The sequence below is a fragment of the Pseudomonadota bacterium genome (assembly GCA_013285465.1).
Taxonomy (GTDB): domain Bacteria; phylum Pseudomonadota; class Alphaproteobacteria; order Micavibrionales; family CSBR16-224; genus CSBR16-224.
Window position 1 is genome coordinate 484,259 of sequence record CP053449.1, and the last position, 21,576, is coordinate 505,834.

At 53.3% G+C, this 21,576-nt stretch carries 18 protein-coding genes; 9 read left to right on the forward strand and 9 right to left on the reverse strand.

Going from position 1 to position 21,576, the window contains the following annotated elements; all coding sequences use genetic code 11:
- Window positions 1-116: 116 nt before the first annotated feature.
- The gene (locus HND56_02410) at window positions 117-1,034 is read right to left on the reverse strand and encodes a glycosyltransferase family 9 protein (GenBank protein QKK04606.1); all 918 of its coding nucleotides are present in this window, start codon (window positions 1,032-1,034) and stop codon (window positions 117-119) included.
- A gap of 91 nt (window positions 1,035-1,125) precedes the next feature.
- Here HND56_02410 and HND56_02415 point away from each other — a divergent pair, with 91 nt between their 5' ends.
- The 6 genes from HND56_02415 (at window position 1,126) to hutG (ending at window position 8,328) form a co-directional block, all read left to right on the forward strand.
- Window positions 1,126-2,049 (forward strand): glycosyltransferase family 2 protein, encoded by a 924-nt coding sequence (locus HND56_02415; GenBank protein ID QKK04607.1) that lies wholly within the window; start codon window positions 1,126-1,128, stop codon window positions 2,047-2,049.
- Window positions 2,050-2,112: 63 nt separating this feature from the next.
- A complete protein-coding gene (locus tag HND56_02420) occupies window positions 2,113-3,264 on the forward strand; it encodes a patatin-like phospholipase family protein (GenBank protein QKK04608.1) in 1,152 nt (383 codons plus the stop codon).
- 69 nt (window positions 3,265-3,333) lie between these two features.
- Window positions 3,334-4,161: a hypothetical protein gene (locus tag HND56_02425; protein QKK04609.1), complete on the forward strand. Its 828-nt coding sequence runs from the start codon at window positions 3,334-3,336 to the stop codon at window positions 4,159-4,161.
- A 71-nt stretch (window positions 4,162-4,232) separates the two neighbouring features.
- Window positions 4,233-5,921 carry a urocanate hydratase gene (hutU, locus tag HND56_02430; GenBank protein QKK04610.1) on the forward strand — a complete coding sequence of 563 codons (1,689 nt, stop codon included), beginning with the start codon at window positions 4,233-4,235 and terminating at the stop codon, window positions 5,919-5,921.
- A gap of 13 nt (window positions 5,922-5,934) precedes the next feature.
- Window positions 5,935-7,482, forward strand: coding sequence for a histidine ammonia-lyase (gene hutH / locus HND56_02435; GenBank protein QKK04611.1), 1,548 nt, complete (start codon window positions 5,935-5,937; stop codon window positions 7,480-7,482).
- A 15-nt stretch (window positions 7,483-7,497) separates the two neighbouring features.
- Window positions 7,498-8,328: an N-formylglutamate deformylase gene (gene hutG, locus HND56_02440; protein ID QKK04612.1), complete on the forward strand. Its 831-nt coding sequence runs from the start codon at window positions 7,498-7,500 to the stop codon at window positions 8,326-8,328.
- Here the strand turns inward: hutG and HND56_02445 are convergent.
- Window positions 8,270-9,502, reverse strand: a complete 1,233-nt coding sequence (locus tag HND56_02445; protein QKK04613.1) for an imidazolonepropionase — start codon at window positions 9,500-9,502, stop codon at window positions 8,270-8,272. The genes hutG and HND56_02445 overlap by 59 nt on opposite strands.
- Window positions 9,503-9,571: 69 nt before the next feature.
- Here HND56_02445 and HND56_02450 point away from each other — a divergent pair, with 69 nt between their 5' ends.
- Both HND56_02450 and HND56_02455 read left to right on the forward strand, forming a co-directional pair.
- On the forward strand, window positions 9,572-10,948 hold the full coding sequence (locus HND56_02450; protein QKK04614.1) for a formimidoylglutamate deiminase: 1,377 nt from the start codon (window positions 9,572-9,574) through the stop codon (window positions 10,946-10,948).
- An 88-nt stretch (window positions 10,949-11,036) separates the two neighbouring features.
- On the forward strand, window positions 11,037-12,317 hold the full coding sequence (locus HND56_02455; GenBank protein QKK04615.1) for a pyridoxal phosphate-dependent aminotransferase: 1,281 nt from the start codon (window positions 11,037-11,039) through the stop codon (window positions 12,315-12,317).
- 3 nt (window positions 12,318-12,320) lie between these two features.
- Here the strand turns inward: HND56_02455 and HND56_02460 are convergent, their stop codons facing one another.
- The 3 genes from HND56_02460 to HND56_02470 all read right to left on the reverse strand — a co-directional run bounded on the left by HND56_02460 (window position 12,321) and on the right by HND56_02470 (window position 14,653).
- Window positions 12,321-12,758 carry a two pore domain potassium channel family protein gene (locus tag HND56_02460; protein ID QKK04616.1) on the reverse strand — a complete coding sequence of 146 codons (438 nt, stop codon included), beginning with the start codon at window positions 12,756-12,758 and terminating at the stop codon, window positions 12,321-12,323.
- A gap of 84 nt (window positions 12,759-12,842) precedes the next feature.
- The gene (locus HND56_02465) at window positions 12,843-13,571 is read right to left on the reverse strand and encodes a hypothetical protein (GenBank protein QKK04617.1); all 729 of its coding nucleotides are present in this window, start codon (window positions 13,569-13,571) and stop codon (window positions 12,843-12,845) included.
- 83 nt (window positions 13,572-13,654) lie between these two features.
- Window positions 13,655-14,653, reverse strand: coding sequence for a hypothetical protein (locus HND56_02470; GenBank protein ID QKK04618.1), 999 nt, complete (start codon window positions 14,651-14,653; stop codon window positions 13,655-13,657).
- Between the two features lie 159 nt (window positions 14,654-14,812).
- On the opposite strand from HND56_02470, the gene HND56_02475 reads away from it, so the two are divergent.
- Window positions 14,813-15,763 carry a FecR domain-containing protein gene (locus tag HND56_02475; GenBank protein QKK04619.1) on the forward strand — a complete coding sequence of 317 codons (951 nt, stop codon included), beginning with the start codon at window positions 14,813-14,815 and terminating at the stop codon, window positions 15,761-15,763.
- A gap of 9 nt (window positions 15,764-15,772) precedes the next feature.
- Here HND56_02475 and HND56_02480 read toward each other — a convergent pair whose 3' ends face one another.
- From HND56_02480 to xdhA, 4 genes are read right to left on the reverse strand one after another with little or no spacing between them, the layout of a single operon-like run.
- Window positions 15,773-16,945, reverse strand: coding sequence for a cysteine desulfurase (locus HND56_02480; protein ID QKK04620.1), 1,173 nt, complete (start codon window positions 16,943-16,945; stop codon window positions 15,773-15,775).
- Window positions 16,929-17,774, reverse strand: coding sequence for a xanthine dehydrogenase accessory protein XdhC (gene xdhC, locus HND56_02485; protein ID QKK04621.1), 846 nt, complete (start codon window positions 17,772-17,774; stop codon window positions 16,929-16,931). The genes HND56_02480 and xdhC overlap by 17 nt, the downstream gene beginning before the upstream one ends.
- Window positions 17,771-20,113, reverse strand: coding sequence for a xanthine dehydrogenase molybdopterin binding subunit (gene xdhB / locus HND56_02490; protein ID QKK04622.1), 2,343 nt, complete (start codon window positions 20,111-20,113; stop codon window positions 17,771-17,773). Before xdhB ends, xdhC begins: the two co-directional genes overlap by 4 nt.
- The gene (gene xdhA / locus HND56_02495; protein QKK04623.1) at window positions 20,103-21,533 is read right to left on the reverse strand and encodes a xanthine dehydrogenase small subunit; all 1,431 of its coding nucleotides are present in this window, start codon (window positions 21,531-21,533) and stop codon (window positions 20,103-20,105) included. Before xdhA ends, xdhB begins: the two co-directional genes overlap by 11 nt.
- Window positions 21,534-21,576 lie beyond the last annotated feature (43 nt).

Consider the following 21,576-nt stretch of genomic DNA (forward strand, 5'->3'; position numbering starts at 1 on the left):
GATATTCTCGCCTTTGTTTTTTTAATTTGTATCGGTCTGTATGCGGCTTTTGTCGTGTTTTTTCAAGCCGTTTTGTAATACACGTTTTCGCCCTTTGAGTCAATGAAGCGGGGTTGTCAGGCTGAACGGGTTTCCGCCCCTGCGGCAGCGCTTTTGCGTATAGTCTCGGCAAAACCCTGCCAGACATCTTCGGGTGGAAGTTTTTCAATGGGAATGGCGCGCAGCACCGTGACATTCTTACCGTTCGGTGCGGATTGTTCAGGCTGCGATGTGCCGCCGAACAGTGAAATAACAGGGCATCCTGCGGCGGAAATCAGATGCATCGGTCCGGTATCATTGCCGATTGCGGCAAGGGCCTGCCGCGCCAGCGCGGCAATATCGCCAAAAGACGTCTGTCCGCACAGATTCAGGGCCGTGTCTTCATGTCCCGCAACTTCCGCAGCGATCTCCTGTTCCGCCGGACCGCCCAGAATAACAGGTTGAAACCCCTCTTTGGCCAGTTTTTGCGCCAGAATGCCGTAATTTTCGGCGGGCCAGCGTTTTAACGGGTGCTGCGGCGCAGCGCCCGGCACCAGCAGAACAAAAGGCGGTTTTAGGGCAAAAGCGCCGGTGTCACCGTCCATCCAGGGCATATCGGGAATGGGGAAAACGCGGCTGTCGGTAATGGTTAAAACCTGTTTGCTCGTGGCACCGCCGCGGTACCAGTTTTTGCGCGCCGGAGCAGGGGACAGCAGACGCAGGATTTTTGTGCGGTCATTCTGCTGCATGTCATAGACAAGGTCGAAACGCTGCTTCCGCATCATGCGGCGCAATCCCAGCCATTTACCGATTTCCGCGAAGCGGTAACGCTGCATGGTCAGAACCTGATCGAAATAGCCGGATTGTTTTGCCAAATCTTCAAACAGTGGCGTGGTCAGCAGCGTTATTTTGGCATCGGGATGATATTTGCGCACGGCTTCCATCACGCCGAGCGTTAAAATAAAATCGCCAAAGGCGCTGAGCCTGATGAAAAGGATGTTTTTATAATCCGCCATGTTTTCTTCGCGTTTGCTTTTGCTGTTGACTGCTTTTATATATACAGGTGTTTGACGATGATACAAGAGAACAATATGTGACGGAATGACCATGACGGAATTGCTTGAAAAACTGACAATTGCCATTCCCGTCTATAATGATGTGAAATATATCGGACGGACGATTGAAACCTGCCTGACCGAGGCGGGGAAAATCGTTATTTATGATAACGCATCGGATGACGGCACCAGCGATGTTTGCGCGGCTTTTGCCAAAGAGCATCCGCATGTCACGCATATCCGTCATGCGGAAAATGTCGGGGCGTTTGAAAATTTCAAACGGCCCTTATTTGATTGCGACACGGAATATTTCAGCTGGGTCGGATCGCATGATCTGCTGGGAAAAAACTATGCTGCGCCGATTTTGAAAGAAATGGAAAAAGACCCTGCCGCGATTCTGGCTGTCGGCACAATCAGACATATTGATGAAAACGGCACGGAAACGGGGCGGGTCAGTATTTCGCGCTGGGTCAATAAAACGCGGAACAAACCGCCGCTTAAGCGTCTGGCAAATTGTGTGGCGAACTTAAAAGACTGTTTTATGATTTACGGCGTTTTCCGTACGGACGGTCTGCGTAAGGCATGGATTGATCACGCGCTTTTGGGGCATGACCGTGTCATGCTGACAAAGCTGGCAGGGCATGGCAATTTTCTGTATGTGCCCGGCAGTATCTTTTATGCGCGTAATCAGGATAAAGCGCGCGATGCGGCAAAAGATCAGGAGCGCCGTACGGAAGTACTGGTCGCAGCGAAAGAGAAACCTTTGGAAAAATCGCTGCTGCCAAGAAATCTGGGTATGGTTGAAACCGTGCTGTCTTTCGTGGAAAGCGACAAGGATCTGAAAAAGGCGCTGAAAATTATTGATAAGATCAACCGCCGTTACGTCAACCGCCGCTATTACCAGAAATTGCGGCTGGTAAAAATCGCAGCCATGCTGTTGGCGGGCGCTTTGCTGTTCTGGCTCTGGCGTATCTGAAACCGCTTTACGCTTTGCCGCCCCTGCGTTACCATCTTGTAGAGAAGGGGATCAGGCTGCGCCATGGCGACCAAAAAAACACCCGCAAAGAAAAAGACGAAAAAACCTGCCGCGAAAGAGCAAAAGCAGGTTGAACTTGCTTTGCAAGGCGGCGGTGCGCATGGCGCAATTACATGGGGTGTGCTGGATCGCTTGCTGGAAGATGAGCGGGTGAATATCGCCGCCATCAGCGGTACCAGCGCAGGTGCGATGAACGGTGTTTTGGTTGCTGACGGACTGTCAGGGAAGGGCGGTCGCCAAAACGCCCGCAAAAAACTGCATGATTTCTGGAAGGCTGTCAGCGATGCGGCGCGGTTCAGCCCGTTGCAGCGGACATTCTGGGATCGCTGGGTCGGGAACTGGAATCTGGACCATTCCCCCGCCTATCTGATGATGGACTACATGTCCCGCACATTTTCTCCCTATGAAATCAATCCGCTGGATATTAATCCGCTCAGGCAGGTTGTCGAAACCATGGTCGATTTCGGACGCGTCAATTCCTGCAAGGCATTGCAGGTTTTTGTCACGGCAACAAATGTCCGCACCGGCACGGCGCATATTTTCCGCCAACCCGATATTACGGCGGAAACGCTGATGGCCTCCGCCGCGCTGCCGTTTTTATACAAAGCGGTTGAAATCAAAGGTGAAGCCTATTGGGATGGCGGTTTTACCGGAAACCCTGCGCTGTTTCCGCTGGTTGATGACTGCCATGCCCGCGATATCGTGCTGGTGCAGGTAAATCCGTTTTACCGCGAGGACGTGCCGCGCACGGCGCGTGAAATTATCAACCGTTTAAATGAAATTACCTTCAATGCCAGCTTGCTCAAAGAGTTGCGCGCGATCATATTGCTGAAAGAGATGATCGAAAATGAAGGGCTGGAGCAGGAAAGCTACCGCTATATGCGTATTCACCGCATCCATGCCGATAAGGATGTGGCGCGGCTGTCGGCTTCCAGTAAGCTGAATGCGGAATGGGATTATCTGATTCATTTGCGTGATATCGGGCGCAAACATGCGGAAAAATGGCTGAAAGAAAATTGGGAAAATGTCGGAGAAAAATCGACATTTGACCTGTCTTGCGCTTTGGCAGGCAGTATCCGCCCTGTCAGCCGTCCTTTTTCCGATGCTGCGAAATCGGGCGCTGTGAAAGAGAAGCCGAAAAAACCCGCCAAGTAATTCACATAATGTTAACCCTCTTTCTCTATACTGTTCAAAGGGATAATAGAGCTTAGAGGGGGATTGATTGTGGGGACATCAATCGAACGCGACCGGCTGAATGCCGCGGTCGCAAGGCTTTTCGGCCTGAGAGAGAATCTGGAACAGCACGGGGTGAAACTGGACGAGCTTGAGGATCTTCATATATTCGGTTACGGCTCTCTTCCCGATAAACCGCACTGGCAGCCGACGTCGATGACGCCGGCTTTTTTAACGGGTTTTCGCCGCAGTTTCTGCTGTAAATGTATTAGCCGCGGCACGGATGACTTCACGGGACTGACTTTGGGGCTTGAAAAGCTGGAAGACGGAGTCGTGCCGGGAGCGGTATTATCATACCGCAATATACCGTTGGGGGATCTGGCCGATATGATGCATGTTTTTGCCGACCGCGAAGTACCACGTTTAAAAATTTATCATTTCGGATTATGCGATACGGAGCTGGCTGACGGCCGGATTGTGAAAGCATTGGCCTGTTTTGCCGATACAGGCAGCGAAAATTATCTGCACGGCATGTCCGTGACGGAAAAGTCGCAGATTATCGCCATGGCCAGCGGTGAAAAAGGCACCTGTAAGACCTATCTGGACCATTATGTGCGGCTGCGTGTGCAGAATGCGCGTTTTGACGATCATCCGCCGGAGCGGCAAATTGCTTTGATGCGGGACAAGGATTATTTCATGCGGCTGATGCAGGCGGTTGATTTGCGCCGCGCTGAAATGCGGCTGACAATGCCGGAATATGTTGCGCAGCTCGAAGAGCTGGAAGCACAGCAGCTGCATCTGTGGCAGGTCAGCAAAGGCAAGGCTGATAATGTGTTTGAAAATGACAATCCCGCCGCAAAACATGCCGACAGGGCATAGGTGACATTCCCCCCGCTTTGGTGTAGCTTTTGAGTCCGAAGTTATAACCGCTGGATAAGGGATACGGAATCATGACGACACAAGCTGCATTGAAAAACCGGCGTGAAATTCATGCGCCGACGGGAACCGCGCTGACGGCAAAATCCTGGCTGACCGAAGCCCCTTTACGCATGTTAATGAATAATCTTGATCCCGATGTTGCGGAGAACCCTGATGCGCTGGTTGTTTATGGCGGTATTGGTCGTGCGGCGCGCAACTGGGAATGTTACGACAAAATCATCGAAACCCTGACGGCACTGAATGAGGATGAAACCATGCTGGTGCAATCCGGCAAGCCTGTCGGCGTGTTTAAAACCCATAAAGATGCACCGCGCGTGTTGATTGCCAATTCCAATCTGGTGCCGCATTGGGCAAATTGGGAGCATTTCCGCGAGCTGGATCAAAAAGGTCTGATGATGTATGGCCAGATGACGGCGGGATCGTGGATTTATATCGGCTCGCAAGGTATTGTGCAGGGCACTTATGAAACCTTTGTCGAGGTCGGGCGCAGCCATTTCGGCGGTGATCTGAAAGGCAAATGGATTTTGACGGGCGGGCTTGGCGGTATGGGCGGCGCACAGCCGCTGGCCGCGACGATGGCCGGCGCATCAATGCTGGCGGTGGAATGTCAGGACATCTGTATCTCACGCCGCCTGAAAACCCGTTATCTGGATTGCCGTGCCGAGACGCTGGACGAGGCGATCGACATCATTGAAAAAGCCCATGCGGACGGCAAAGCCGTTTCCGTCGGGCTGCTGGGCAATGCAGCGGAAATTTTCCCTGAAATTGCCCGCCGCGCGAAAGAGGATGCGCGTTTCCGCCCTGATGTGGTCACCGACCAGACCAGTGCCCATGATCCGCTGAACGGTTATCTGCCTATAGGGTGGACATGGAAAGAGGCGGAGATTAAACGCGAAACAGACCCCGATAATGTTGTGAAAGCGGCGCGGGACTCAATCGCCGTGCATGTGCAGGCGATGCTGGATTTATTCCATATGGGTATCCCGACGCTGGATTACGGCAATAATATCCGTCAGGAAGCTTTCGATCAGGGCGTGAAAGACGCCTTCGATTTTCCCGGCTTTGTTCCGGCCTATATCCGCCCGCTGTTCTGCCGCGGTGTCGGCCCGTTCCGCTGGGCGGCTTTGTCGGGCGATCCTGAGGATATTTACAAAACCGATGCCAAGGTCAAGGAGCTGATTCCCGATAATCCGCACTTACATAACTGGCTGGATATGGCACGGGAGCGCATTGAATTTCAGGGCCTTCCGGCGCGAATTTGCTGGGTGGGTCTGGGTGAACGCGCAAAGCTGGGGCTGGCCTTTAACGAGATGGTGGCATCGGGCGAATTATCCGCGCCGATCGTGATTGGCCGCGACCATCTGGACAGCGGCTCTGTCGCCAGCCCGAACCGCGAGACCGAGGCGATGAAAGACGGCAGTGATGCCGTTTCGGATTGGCCTTTGCTGAACGCGCTATTAAATACCGCATCGGGTGCGACATGGGTATCGCTGCATCACGGCGGCGGTGTCGGGATGGGATATTCCCAGCATGCGGGGATGGTGATTGTCGCTGACGGCACGGAGGATGCGGCGCGGCGTCTGGAGCGCGTTTTGACCAATGATCCGGCAACAGGTGTGATGCGTCATGCCGATGCGGGTTATGATATCGCGGTGGACTGCGCGAAAGAACAGGGTCTTAATCTGCCGATGATTAAATAAGGAAAACACAAGGATGGCAAAAGAATTTCTGCTGCAACCGGGGGCATTGACACTGGCTGATTTGCGCCGCGTGCTGGAATCGCATGTGCCGGTCAAATTGCCGAAAACGGCTTATGCCGCCATGGCGAAAAGCGAGAAGGCGGTCGCGGATGTGATCGCGCAGGGGCGAACGGTTTACGGGATCAACACCGGTTTCGGTGATTTGGCAAAAGTCTCAATCTCCACGGAAAAAATCGGACATTTGCAGCGTAATCTGGTGCTGTCCCATGCGACGGGGGTTGGCAATCCGCTGTCGGATGATGTCGTGCGGCTGATACTCTTTATGAAGATCAATGCGCTGGCGCAGGGTTATTCCGGTATCCGCCGCGAAGTTATCGAGGCGCTGCTGTTTTTATACAATAATGAAATCTATCCGATTATTCCGGCGAAGGGGTCAGTGGGGGCATCCGGTGACCTCGCGCCGCTGGCGCATATGGTGCTGCCGCTTTTGGGTGTCGGCAAGGTGCGCATCAAGGGCAAGGAACAGGATGCCGCCGCCGCGATGAAAAAACGCGGTTTCAAATTCCTGACGCTTGCGCCGAAGGAAGGTCTGGCGCTCTTGAACGGGACGCAGGTCTCCACCGCGCTGGCGCTGGCGGGATTGTTTCAGGCAGAGGATTGCTATGCCGCTGCCGTGGTGGCGGGGGCTTTGTCGATTGATGCGGCAAAGGCCAGTACCGTGCCGTTTTATCCCGAAATCCAGCGTGTGCGTGGACAGCAGGGGCAGATCGACATTGCCGCGCAGTACCGCAAATTGATTAAAGGTAGCGCCATCCGTGAATCGCACCGCGCCGTCGATTCCAAAGTGCAGGACCCGTATTGTCTGCGCTGTATGCCACAGGTGATGGGGGCCTGTCTTGACCAGATGCGTTATGCTGCGGATATTTTCGGGCGCGAGGCTAATGCCGTGACTGATAATCCGCTGATTTTTGCCGAAGACGGCAATATTTATTCCGGCGGCAATTTCCATGCCGAACCTGTTGCGATGGCCGCCGATGCGCTGGCGGTGGTGATCGCCGAAATCGGCGCGATGAGCGAACGCCGTATTGCCATGCTGATTGATGCCAAGGTTTCCGGTCTGCCGTCTTTTCTGGTGAAAGATGCGGGGGTGAATTCCGGCTTTATGATTGCGCATGTGACGGCGGCGGCGCTGGCCTCGGAAAACAAGATGCTCTCGCATCCGGCCTCGGTCGATAGTCTGCCGACATCGGCCAATCAGGAAGATCATGTTTCGATGGCGACGCATGGCGCAAAGCGTTTGATTACGATGGCGCGCAATACCTCCGACATTGTGGCGATTGAGTTGCTGGCATCTGCACAGGGCGTCGGTTTCCATGCGCCGCTGAAAACCTCCGTGCAATTGCAAAAAGCCGTGGCGCTGATCCGCGAGAAAGTCGACCCCTATGAGGAAGACCATTATTTCGCGCCCGATATCGCCTTTGCAGGCGGGCTGGTGCGCGCGGGGCATTTCCGCGGTTTTGTCACGGCGGAAATTCTGCCGTCAGGGAATAAAGGGGTATAAAGGAAAGCAAGCGGTATGAAAACGCATAACCTGTATTGCGGTACGTCGCCGCTTTTGATCTCCGTCCCGCATGCGGGCACATTCGTGCCGCCTGATATCAAGCGACGGCTCTCCACCCCCGCGATCAAACTGCCGGATACCGACTGGCATCAGGAACAGATTTACTACGAAATGCATGAGGCGCTGGGCGCGTCCCTGCTGGCGGCGACGCATTCGCGCTATGTGGTTGATCTGAACCGTTCCCCTGCGGATGAAGATTTATATCCCGGTCAGGTCAAGACAGGGCTGGTGCCGCTGGAAACTTTCGCGGGCGAGAAAATCTATCTGCCGGGTGAAGAGCCCGATGCGATCGAACACAGTAACCGCGTCACCGCCTATTGGTATCCTTACCATGATGCGCTGGCGGCGGAGCTGGCGCGGATTAAAGAAGAATTCGGTTTTGCGCTGCTTTATGACGGGCATTCGATCTGCTCCACCGTGCCGCGTTTGTTTGACGGCACATTACAGGATTTGAATATCGGCACGGCACGGGGTGAAAGCTGCGCCCCCGATCTGGCGGAGTGTTTTTACGGCGCCTTGCAGGATCAGGGATATTCCAGCGTGCTGAACGGGCGTTTTGTCGGCGGCTTTATTACCCGTAATTACGGCAAGCCTGCCGAAGGCGTGCATGCCATCCAGATGGAGCTGACATGGAAGAATTACATGAAGAAAGAGGCCGCGCCTTATCATTATGATGCGGATAAAGCGGCAAAGCTTTCCGCAGTTTTGCAAAATGCGCTGGCGCAGCTTATCCGCTTTGCGGGTGAACGGTTTGCCCGCCCCGAATTGTCGCTGCACAAGGACTGAAGCCGATATAGTAGGATAGCTCGGCAGGGTGTGAAATATCCCAGAGTGCGAGATCAGCGGCTTTGCCTTTTTCCAGTGTGCCGCAGTCCTCCTGCCAGCCGAGTGCCTTTGCCGCATTGATTGTTGTACCTTGCAGCGCTTCCAGCGGGGTCATGCCGAACAACATGCAAGCCATATTCATCATCAGCAAAATCGAGGCCGAGGGGGAGGATCCGGGATTGCAATCCGTGGCAATGGCCATCGGTACATTATGCTGCCGCATCAGATCGAGCGGGGGCAGTTTTGTCTCTTTCAGGAAATAGAAAGCACCGGGCAGCAGTACGGCAATTGTTCCGGCCTCCGCCATTTTTTTGATGCTGTCTTCCGTCGTATATTCCAGATGGTCGGCAGAGAGCGCTTGATACTGCGCCGCCAAAGCGCCGCCGTTCTGATCGGAAAGCTGGTCGGCATGAAGTTTGACCGGCAGGCCGTATTTTTTTGCGCGCTCGAAAACGCGGGCAACCTGTTCGGGGGTGAAGCCGATTTTTTCACCGAAAGCATCAACGGCGTCGACAAGGCTTTCGCGGAAAACGGCGGGCAGCATTTCCTTGCAGACATGTTCGATATAGCCGTCAGGGTCATCCTTGAATTTCGGCGGCAGGGCATGTGCGCCCAGAAACGTACGCTGTACGCGTAGCCCCGTATCCGTTCCCAGACGGGTGGCAACACGCAGCATTTTCGCCTCGGATTCCGGTGTCAGGCCGTAGCCGGATTTGATTTCAATACCTGTCACGCCTTCGCCGATCAGCGTATCAAGACGTTTGCGGGCGGCATTATAGAGGCTATCTTCATCGGCGATATTGGTTGCGGCAACGGTGGAGAGAATGCCGCCGCCTGCCGCGGCGATTTCGGCATAGCTGGCACCGTTCAGGCGTTTTTCGAATTCCGTGGCGCGGCTGCCGCCATAGACAAGATGGGTGTGGCAGTCGATCAGTCCGGGGGTCATCCATTTGCCTTCTGCGTCATGGACTTCTTTGGCAAGCTCTTGCGGTGCGCCGGGCGGCAGGGCGGACATTTCACCCAGCCAGCGTATTTTGCCGTCGGCAATACCGAGCGCGCCGTTTTTGATGATACCGTAATCCCCCTCCGGCGCCATCGTGGCAAGATGTGCGTTGATCCAGATTGCGTCCCACATAATTTCCCCCTAGACTGCGTTAGTCGTTGCGTTTTTTATTGAAGCTTATTATCCGCATCGGGGTAGGGAATGACAACAATTTTTGCAAAAACCGCGCTTTTGCCCGCAGGCTGGGCCGATAACGTGTTGATCAGAACGGATGATAACGGCCGGATTACGGATGTGCAGCCGGATAGTGTCGCGCCGCATGATGCCGTGCAGGCAAACGGGCCGGTGCTGCCCGGTATGCCGAATACGCATTCCCATGCCTTTCAGCGGGCGATGGCGGGGCTGACGGAACGGGTGACGGGCGAGAAAGACAGCTTCTGGACATGGCGCGATATGATGTACCGTTTTGCCGCCAGTATCACCCCCGATGATCTGGACGTGATTGCCACACGTCTTTATATCGAGATGTTAAAGAGCGGCTATACCAATGTGGCCGAATTTCATTATCTGCACCACCAGCCTGACGGCAAACCCTATGATGACCGCGCCTTGACCTCGCGCGTTCTGATCGAGGCGGCTTTGGCGGTCGGTATCGGTATGACGCATCTTCCGGTGCTTTACGCCTATAGCGGTTTTGGCGGTGCAGCGCCGCATGCGGGACAAAAGCGTTTTTTGAACAATGTGGACGAGATCTCCGGCATGGTGGCAACGCTGACGGCGTCCTATGCGGATAGCGCACAGGTGCGGATCGGTCTGGCGCATCATTCGCTGCGGGCAGTGACGCCGGAGATGCTGACTGCGGCGACGGAAAATCTGCATGCGGCGGATAAAAACGCGCCGGTGCATATTCATATCGCCGAACAACAGGCGGAGGTCGATGCCTGTATTGAATGGAGCGGAAAGCGGCCCGTGGCCTGGCTGTTGGATCATGCTGATTTGAATGAAAACTGGTGCCTGATTCATGCCACCCATATGGATGAGCCGGAAACGACGGCATTGGCGGAAAGCGGTGCGGTGGCAGGGCTGTGTCCGACGACGGAGGCGAATTTGGGCGACGGGTTATTTCCGCTGACGGGATATCTTGAAGCGGGCGGGAAAATCGCCATCGGCTCGGACAGTCATATTTCCGTCAGCGCACGGGAGGAATTGCGCTGGCTGGAATACGGGCAGCGGCTGTTTTTTCAGGCGCGGGCGGTGACGCGGATTGCGGGTAGTGCCTCTTCAGGAGCGGCGCTTTATAACCGCTGTTTGGAGGGCGGTGCGCAGGCGGCGGGGCGTAAGATCGGAAAAATTGAAAAAGGATTCCGCGCTGATTTGATTGTGCTGGACGGGGAGAGCCCGGATCTGGCCGGAAAAAACGGTGACGATATTCTGGATGTGCTGATCTTTGCGGCCAATAGTAATCCGGTGCGTGATGTCTTCTGCGGCGGTAAACAGGTTGTGAAAGACGGGCATCATGTTATGGAATCTGATACCGATACGGCCTATCGCGCTGTGCTGGCGAAGCTGCTTTCCTGATATTGCAATTCTTTATGTACAAATAAAGCCCGTCATGCTAGGCTCGGCGCATTCAAAACATGTGCATTTTTTAACAGGAGCCTTTCCCATGAAAAAGGAATTCAATCTATTGTCGCGCCGTGTTCAGGCGATTAAACCTTCTCCGACGATGTCGCTTTCCGCAAAAGCGGGCGCACTGAAAGCGCAAGGGCGCGATGTGATTAACCTCGGCGTGGGGGAGCCTGATTTCGATACGCCGGTGCATATTCGTGATGCGGCAAAAGCGGCAATGGATGCAGGCCAGACGCGTTATACGCCGGTCAACGGCACAATGGAGCTGCGCAAAGCGATCTGTGAAAAATTCAAACGCGAAAACAATCTGGATTATGCGCCGGATGAAGTAATTGTCGGCACGGGCGGCAAGCAGATTTTATACAATGCCTTTATGGCGACGCTGGACAAGGGCGATGAAGTGATTATCCCTGCGCCGTATTGGGTCTCTTACCCCGATATGGTCGAACTGGCGGAAGGCACGCCGGTTATGGTTGAATGCACATCGGATGACAGTTTCAAACTGACACCGGAAAAACTGGAAGCCGCCATCACCGAAAACACGAAATGGGTTGTGCTGAATTCGCCCAGCAATCCGACAGGTGCGGCCTATACGCGGGAGGAAATGAAGGCGCTGACGGATGTGCTGTTGAAACACCCGCAGGTGCATGTGCTGACGGATGATATTTACGAACATCTGGTTTATGACGGTTTTGAATTCGTCACTCCTGCGGAGGTCGCGCCGGAATTGAAAGACCGTACGCTGACCGTGAACGGTGTCTCCAAAGCCTATGCGATGACAGGCTGGCGCATCGGTTATGCCGCAGGTCCGAAAGAGCTGATTAAGGCGATGTCGAATATTCAAAGTCAAAGCACTTCCAATGCCAGCTCCGTCAGTCAGGCGGCAGCAGTAGCCGCGCTGAACGGTGATCAGGAATTTTTGAAAGACTGGCGCAAAGAATTTCAGGCGCGCCGCGATCTGGTTTTGTCGCTGCTGGATAAAATCGACGGTATTGACTGCGTGAAACCGGAAGGGGCGTTTTACGTCTATGCCTCTTGCGAAGGGGTGATCGGAAAGACGACGCCATCGGGGAAAGAGATCAAGAATGATCAGGATTTCGCCGAATATCTGCTGGAAGAAAAAAACGTCTCCGTCGTTCATGGTGAGGCTTTCGGTCTGTCACCCTATTTCCGCATTTCCTACGCTTTGTCGCAGGAGGATCTGACCAAAGCCTGTACCCGCATTAAAGAAGCGGTAGATGAATTACAGCCTGCGGCAGTACAAAAACCTGCGGCCAAGAAAAAGCGCGGCTTTTTCAGCGGTTTCGGCAAGCGGTGAAAATCAGGTTTCTATTTTCTTGGCTTCGCGGCGGTAGATTGTCGCGGTGATCTCGAAGATAAAGGCCGTGCTCCATCCAAACAGCAAAAAGCCGTTCGCCGAGGCGATGCTGCCAAGCAACCGCCAGTTATCGGTCGGGATAACATCGCCGTAACCCGCCGTTGTGAAGGTGGCAATGGAATAATAAAGGGATTGTTCCAGATCGGGGAAGGCGCCTAGCCCGTAAAATAATCCGCACCATGCCCACATCTCGATGACCAGCGCGACAAAAACCGCCAGAACGACGATGGCCAGTAACAGCGCCTTCCAGATTCTGCGGATATTGCGCAGAACGCTATCCTCCAGCCAGCGTACCTTTTTGATGATGAAATCAAAGGCAAAGGCGTGAAAGACAACGGTTGCGCCGATCATAAATGTGCCGAGTAACAGCTGTGTAAACATGGGCTTATCTTCCGAAAGCGGTGGCGGCATTATGCTGCCTTTTATCCACTATAGAAAATCCTGTGCCGCAGTGCTATGACGAAATTAGCGCTTGCGATTGGGAAAAGCGGCAATCGTTTTTGGCACGCGGCGCGGTACAAGTTGATCACCCAGTGTTTTTTCACGCAGTTCAATCACTTTGGAATAGGGGATCGGAGTGGAATCCGCCGGCGTGAACCATTCGTAACGGTATCCTGCGGCGCAGGGATAGCCGTTTTCCTCCGAATCCTTTTTTGATGCGGCATTGAAAACGCCGCGCACAGTACGCGGTATGCTGACGACATAGGTATCGCCGTATTTATTATACATGGCCGCTGTTGTCGTATGTTCCAGACCGTAATGCCCGTTACCGCTGCGTCCTGACGGATCACGCAGATGGTCAGGGTTGGTCGGCACATCTTTTTGGCCTGTCAGTCTTTTGGCAAACAGCGCATAGGTCATCTCCAGCCCGCTCGGGATATCTTCCATTTTATCATACAGCGCCAGACCTTCCGGCGTGTCCGTATTGATGTCATAAAGGTACACGGTTTTTCCGTCTTTCTCGGTTTTTTCCTGCATGAATGTCAAAGCGGGATGCGTTGTTTTTTCGGCAAAGCGGAAGGTCGCGTTATAGCGCCCGCCTTTCAAAGACAGCGCACCGTATTCGCGGGCGATTTCATCCAGCAGCGGCTGCGGGTTTTCACAATCGGCTTCATATTTTTTGATGATCTCAAGCGTGCGTCCGCCTGCAATAAAATGTGCGTAATGATCGGAATATTCCTGACCGAATGACATTTGCCTTCTTCCCTTTTTTGATATGAAAATTATTATATTCCATAAATATGGGGTTTTGGTAGGCTTGTCAAGTGTGAAAAAAATCAGCGTTTGGGATGCTTTTGCGGTATTTTGTGGTGTTGCAGCAATGCGGCAACCTGGGGGTTTTTGGCGAAACTGGCGGCAAAAACACGTTTGCCGCGTATATTGGCGGGGATGCTGTGATTCTGCAGGGCTTTGATGCGTTTGATGCGCTGCTGCTCATCCTGAAAATTTTCGCGAATATAGCGGCGCATGGCTTTGTCTTTTATATCCTCCGGTGCAGGGGCCAAATCAATATGGTCACTGATGCGGATGGCTTCGATCAACGCCTCCTGATTGGACATGAAAGCCAGCGAGGTTTGTGCGGGGATGGCGGCAAGTGCCAGCGGACGGTCAGGATTTTGCGGATCCTGCAAAGCACCCCAGACGGCAACATAGGCCAGAGGTTGCGGGATTTTGACGCCGTTTTGCAGGACCGCCGGCGTATCCAGCAGTAATCCGTCGTAATTCGGTTCGGTACCTGTGATGTGACCCGCGGCTTTTGCATCGTAAAAACCGATGGTAATCGTGGCGATGGTGCCTTTATCTTCGTGAATGGTCGCAGGGACGGGGCCGCGCGCACCGACAAAAGCGCCGTGAACAACAGCATGATCCTCCAGCGTGGCGGGAATGACGCAAACCGCCAGCGGCGTGTCGTCTTCGCTTTTGAAATGATGGAATTTGCGTGCCAGCACTTTTTGTGAGGAATTCGAACCGATACCGGCAATAGCGACCCGGTCTTTCAGAATATGCAGATTACCGTCCGTATCAGTGATTTCCAGCGTATAGGAAGGTGTTTTACGTTCAGCATTGGGGAGTGTGATCTCTTTTCCGGGGGTGATGCGGATATTTTCCGGCGTAAAACTGCGGAAAACATCATGACCGGCTTCATGTGTGAAGAGAAATCCGTCCTTAAAATCATCATGTTTCACAAGAGGATAGCCAAGTGCGGACGTTTCAAGAGCGTGAAGCTCTTTTTCGCTGAGGGCTTTTTGCCGGAATTTTCTGCGGATTCTGCCCATTACGGGGATTCTCGCCTCCTTTTATTTCTAAAATATATGAAAATCATTAACAAAGTCTTGCATTTGCAGGGTTTTCTTGACGTTTGCGGCGGAAAAACAAAAAAATGGCGCAGGGTTTTTAAGACTGCTAACGTATTACAGATAGTGGGAGAATTTATTATGAGAAAAATAGCATTTATTTTGATGATTTTCGCGGTTTTCACGCTGCTGCTGCCTGCTGCGGCCAAAGCAGAGGGGCAGGCAATCGGCGTTTTGCTGGAAATTGAGGGGGCGGCGCATATTACCCGTGCGGACGGCAGTGTTAAACAGGCTGTGGTTGATGATGAGGTTTTTCTTGATGATGTCATTAAAACCGGCGCAGATGGGCGCGCTTTTTTGTTTTTGATGGATGGCACCGAATGGACGCTGTCGGAAAATGCGGTTTTCCAGGTCAATCACTATGCGTTTCATCCGGAAGATCCGGAAAAGAACAAGGCGCGTTATTCCGTTGTCTCCGGTGCCTTTCGCTATGTCAGCGGCATGATTGCCAAAACGCAGGAACCTGATATTGCGATTGATACCTCTGTCGGCTCGATCGGTATTCGCGGTACGGATATTACGGCCGCAGTCGATACGGATGGCGGTTATGATATTTACGTTGATGAGGGCAAAATCGAAGTTGCCAATAACGGCGGTAAAATGTTTTTAACGCCGGGGCAGGGAACTTTTGTCAAAAACAAAGGCATTGCACCCTGGCACCCCAAAAAATGGCAGCCGGAGCGTTTGCAGCGGTTGCGTCAGGCCGTTCATTTGAAACGCGGCGAGACAATCCGTGCGCGTGCGAAGAATTTGCGGGAAAAACGCAAAGAAAAGCTGAAAAAGCATCTGCAAAAACGTCAGGAAATCTCGCCGCAGCAACGTGAGCAGTTTAAAGAAAAATGGCAGGAAAAACTGCAGGAACGCCGTGACACACCGCAAGGTGAACGTAAAGGCAATTTGCAGGAAAAGCTGCAGCAGCGGCGTGAAAATAGCGGACAGAATATCCGGCAGGAAAAACTGCAGGAGAAAATCCGCAACCGCCGCGGAGGCGGTGACGGCAAAGCCATACGGAAATGGCGCACCAATCCCTAGAAAGAAAACTTAAGCAGAACGACGACCGGCCGCATCCGTGCGGTCGGTCTTTTTGACCGTACAGTAAGGTGCCAGTTTTGCGGCGGCGAAACGCACATCTTCTTCTGTTGTATCGCGGCCCATGGAAATACGCAGGGCGCGGAATGTTTCCTCATCCGTGAGGCCGATGGCTTTTAAAACACCGGAAGGCTTGCCGCTGCCTGATTTACAGGCCGAACCCGTGGACAGGCAAAGATCATCCGCCAAATCCAGAAGCACATCTTCCGCTGCACAAGACGGCAGCAGCAGGTTGATTGATCCCGGGATACGCGGGCTGCGTGCGCCGTTGATGCGGATATCATCCGGCAATTCCGACAGCAGCAGATCAACCAGCCCGTTCAGTTTTTCGGTATATTGCGCCATGCCTGTGCGGGCAATCTCGGCGGCCACACCCATACCGACCGATAGCGCCAGCGGTACCGTGCCCGAACGGCAGCGTTGCTGTAACCCGCCGTTTAAAACAGGTTCCAGCGAGAGCGGCGGTTTTGTCCGCACATAAAGCGCACCGATACCGCAAGGGCCGTAGAGCTTATGTGCCGACAGGCTCAGCATATCAATCTCCGCATCACGGATATCAATCGCTACCTTCCCTGCGCATTGGGCGGCATCACTGTGGAACAATGCGCCATATTCATGTGCAACAGCGGCCAGTTCCTTGATCGGCTGCACTGTGCCGATTTCATGATTTGCCGCCATCACGGAAACGATACGTGTTTGATCGGAAATAATCTCCTTTAAGGCATCGGCGGTGACAAAGCCGTCCTTATTGGCGGGGATGATTTTGACGGTAAAGCCTTTGCGTTCCAGCGCGGGGATGGAGGCCAGAACGCTCGGATGTTCCAAAGCACTGATCAGGATTTCATGACGCCCGTCTTCGGGGCACAGGCCTAAAAGCGCCGTGTTATTGGCTTCGGTTGCGCCGCTGGTGATGATTAATCCGCCGGCATCGCAATTCAATAAGGCGGCGATTTGTTCTTTTGCCGTGTCGATGACGGCGGCGGCGGCGCGTCCGTTTTTATGAGATTGTGCATGCGGATTGCCGAATTTGTCATGGAAATAGGGCAGCATCGCGTCCACCGCTTCGGGGGCGCAGGGCGTTGTGGCGTGGTAATCAAAATAAAGGGGTTTAGGCTGTGCAGGCATTTTTATCTCTCTCCTTTTTGTCATTTTCCGCAGGATGTTTTGCTGCGGATGCTACCAATCCGTTTTGCAGCAATTCTGCGGCGACGGCGATGGCAATCTCGCGCGGATGCTTTCCTTTTACCCCCTCGACGCCGATAGGGCAAGTCAGATCGGATAAGCGTTCGGCACTGATACCGTCCGCCTGCAGGCGTTTTTCAAATTTTGCGCGTTTCGTGTCTGATCCGATCAGACCCAGATAAGAAAAATGATGCTGCTTCAGCGCTTTTTCAACAATCGCATAGTCAAGATCATGGCTGTGGGTGATGACCAGAATATAGGTGTTGTCTCCAAGATTTTTCAGCTCGTCCACAGGGCCGGCGGTGATGATTTTTTCGACATTGCCGGGCAGCTCTTGCGGGAATTCATTGACGCGTTCATCAACCCATTTGATTTTAACGGGCAGCCCTTCCAGAACTTTCACAATCTCTTTGCCGACATGTCCTGCGCCGAACAAAACAAGTGTTTTGCAATTGGCCAGAAACGGCTCCAGCAAAACTGTGACGGCACCGCCGCAGCATTGCGCCAAAGACGGACCAAGGGCATAGTCATGGATTTCCGGTGCGGCGGCGGCATCTTCCAGCAGTTTTCGCGCCGCTGCAATGGCTTCGAATTCCAGATTTCCCCCGCCGATTGTGCCGAGCTGCTGGAATTGCGTGACGATCATTTTTGTGCCGGATTCGCGCGGGGTGGAGCCCTTGGCAGAGACGACGGTAATCAAGACACAGGGCGTTTCATGTTTGCGCAACTCGCTTAAATCGGAAAGCCAGCGGTGGCTGATATCGGGTTTCATGTCAGTTTCCGTCCTTTCCCGTTAATGGCGTTTAAAACCGCTTCGGGCGTTGCGGGGGCATCCAGATGCGGGATACTGCCGTCAGTGCGTGCGGCGCAAACGGCATCCTTGATGGCAAGAAATGTCGAAATGGCCAGCATAAAGGGCGGTTCCCCCACGGCTTTGGAGCGGTAGACCGTCTCTTCCGGATTGTCGCCCTTATAAAGTTCAATACGGAAGTCATTTGGAATATCGCGCCCTGTCGGAATTTTATAAGTGCTGGGCGCATGTGTTTTTAAGACGCCTTTATCATCCCACCATAATTCCTCGGAGGTCAGCCAGCCATTGCCTTGAATATAAGCGCCCTCAATCTGCCCGATATCAATGGCAGGGTTAATGGAGCGCCCGACATCATGCAGCAGATCGGCGCGCAGGATATTATATTCGCCCGTCAGCGTGTCGATGATGACTTCCGTCACCGCTGCGCCATAGGCAAAATAGAAGAAGGGGCGGCCTTTGGATTTGACGGGATCCCAATGCAGTTTCGGCGTTTTGTAAAAACCGGTGGAGGATAGTGAGACGCGGTTCTCATAGGCCAGCATAATCAGGTTTTTAAAGGAAATGCTTTCATGACCGCCAAGACGGATGCGGTTGTTTTCAAAGATGACGTCCTCTGCGGGGATGTCGAAATGTTTGGCGGCAAATTTTATGAGCCTGTTCTTGATGGTGATGACGGCGGCTTGTGCGGCTTTGCCGTTTAAATCCGTTCCGCTGGAGGCGGCCGTTGCCGAGGTGTTTGGAACCTTGCCGGTATCTGTCGCGGTGATTCTGACGCGGTCCAGATCAACCTGAAATTCATTGGCGACAATCTGCGCGACTTTTGTATGTAATCCTTGCCCCATTTCGGTGCCGCCATGGTTCAGCTGGATACTGCCGTCTTTATAAACATGTACCAAAGCACCGGCCTGATTGAGCATTTTCAAGGTAAAGCTGATACCGAATTTAACGGGGGTCAGGGCGATGCCTTTTTTCAGGATTTTGCTGTCTGCATTGAATTTGTCAATCGCGGCGCGGCGGGCGCGGTAACCGGAGGATTCCGCCAAAGCGGGAAGCAGTTCATGCAGGATATTATCTTCGATGATCATACCGTAAGGTGTGGTGCAGCGGTTTTGCAGATGATCTTTTTTGTCATACAGGTTTAACAGCCGTACATCCAGGGGGTCTTTGCCGAGGCTGCGGGCGATGTTATCAATCATCTCTTCTGCGGCCAGCATGCCTTGCGGCCCGCCAAAGCCGCGAAAGGCGGTATCGGAGACCGTATTGGTGCGGCAGCGGTAACTGGTGATGCGGACATCTTTCAGGAAATAACCGTTATCGGTATGGAACATCGCGCGGTCGGCAATCGCATTGGAGAGATCGGGTGACATACCGCAGCGTACGGCATGGTTCATATGCAGACTTTCGATTAAACCGTCATCGTTAAATCCGGCCTGATAAGAGACGTCAAAAGCATGGCGTTTTCCGGTCAGGGTCATATCGTCATCACGGTCAAGGCGCAGCTTGACGGGGCGTCCGGTTTTCCATGCGCCTAATGCGGCCACGCAGGCAATCAATGATGCCTGACTTTCCTTGCCGCCGAAACCGCCGCCCATACGGCGTACGCGCACAGTGACGGCATGATCGGAGAGGAGAAGGGTTTTCGCAATTAAATGCTGCACTTCCGACGGGTGCTGCGTGGATGACCAGCAGGTAAACGTGCCGTCTTCCTCCGGAATGGCCATGGCAATCTGCCCTTCCAGATAGAAGTGATCCTGTCCGCCGCTTTTGAATGTTGCGGATATTTTATGCGGAGCTGCTGCATAGGCTTTGTCGGCATCACCTTGCTGCATGATATGGGTTTCACCGACGAAATCCTGTTTTTCCAGCGCCTCTGCCGTTGTTAGAACGGCAGGTAATTCTTCATAGTCAATAACAGCCATTTTTGCGGCGCGGCGGGCAAGGGGGATCGTATCGGCAATCACCGCCAGAACGGATTGTCCGGCATAATGCACCTCCTCCTCGGCGAAAATAGGGTCGCCGCCGAAAACAGGGGCGGCATCATTACTGCCCGGAATATCCTGTGCCGTCAGAACGGCATGGACACCGTCAATATGGCAGGCACCGGTATCGATTTTTTTTATGCGGGCATGGGCATGCGGACTTTGCAGGATATAGGCATGTAGGCAGCCCTCCGGTTCGCGTACATCATCCGTATAGACGGCTTCGCCGGAAACATGCAATACGGCGCTATCATGGCTTTTTGCACTGCCTGCGCCTCCCTTGATCTCATGCGTCATCGGCATCTCTGCGCTATCGGGCATAATCGTAAACCCTTGTTTCTGTTTCGGGCTGTGTCGTTTCGATGAAAAAGCGATAGAGAAGATTTTGCGCCGTTTGCATCCGGTATGCGGCACCGGCACGCATATCGGTCAGCGGTGCGTAATCTTTTGCCATTTCTTCCATAGCGGCGCGGCAGTTTTCCTCTGTCCAGTTTTTACCTGTAAGAAATGTTTCGGTATGGTCGGCGCGTTTCGGTGTGGCCGCCATACCGCCATAGGCAATGCGGGCTTCCGTAATGATGCCGTCTGTGAGTGTTAGCGCATAAGCGCCGCAAACAGCTGAGATATCCTGATCAAAACGCTTGGACAATTTATAGGTTTTAAACAGCACATTCTCCGCTTTGCGCGGCACGATAATTTTTTCGAGGAACTCGCCTTTCTGCAAATCCTGTTTGCCGTAAGCGATAAAATAATCCGCGATCGGAATGCTGCGGGTTTCATCCGCTTTGCGCAGGACAAGCTGCGCCCCCAGCGCGATCAAAAACGGTGCGCCGTCACCGATGGGGGAGCCATTGGCAATATTACCGCCCAATGTACCGGAATTTCTGATCTGGACGGAGGCAAAACGCTGCAGTAATTCCGCAAGACTGTCATCAAAATTTGCCAGATGTTCAAAAGCATCTGTGTAGCTGACGGAAGCGCCGATCTCGATAGCACCGTCCGTTTCAGTAACATGGCGCAAGGAGGAAATTTCGCCCGTATAGATCATGACAGGCAGTTCTTTGTGATGTTTGGTGACCCATAATCCGATATCGGTCCCGCCGGACAGGATAATCGCATCGGGATATTCCGCCAGCAATGCGCTGAATTCATGTGCTTTATGCGGTGCGAAAAATTTAATGCCGTCTGCTTCGTAAGCAAGACCGCTGCTGCGTTGTAGATTTTTCAACGCTTTATTTTCAGGGATTTTAAAGCTCCCCATATTGCGGGCGGCATCCAGAATAGGGCGGTATCCGGTGCAGCGGCACAGATTACCGGCAATCGCATTTTGAATATCGGTGTCATTTGGTTTGTCTTTATTATGCCCCAATGCGTAAAGCGACATGACAAAACCGGGTGTGCAAAAGCCGCATTGCGAGCCGTGGCAATCGACCATGGCTTGCTGGACAGGATGCAGCGCATTGCTTTTTTTGTCACGCAGATGTTCAACGGTAATCAGATGTTTGCCGTCCAGAACGGGTATAAAAAGAATGCAGGCATTCACGGATTTATAGCGGGTTTCTCCGTCGATGATTTCGCCGAGGACGACGGTGCAGGCACCGCAATCACCTTCGGCACAGCCTTCTTTGCTGCCTTTCAGGCGCAAATGTTCGCGCAGATATTGCAGCACGGTGGTGGTCGGCGCAAGGCCGGAGATTTCGTGCGGGACATCATTGAGTATGAATTTGATCGTGTCGCTCAAAATTTTTCTCTCTCCAGTATTGCAGGAAATATAGCGTTTTTGC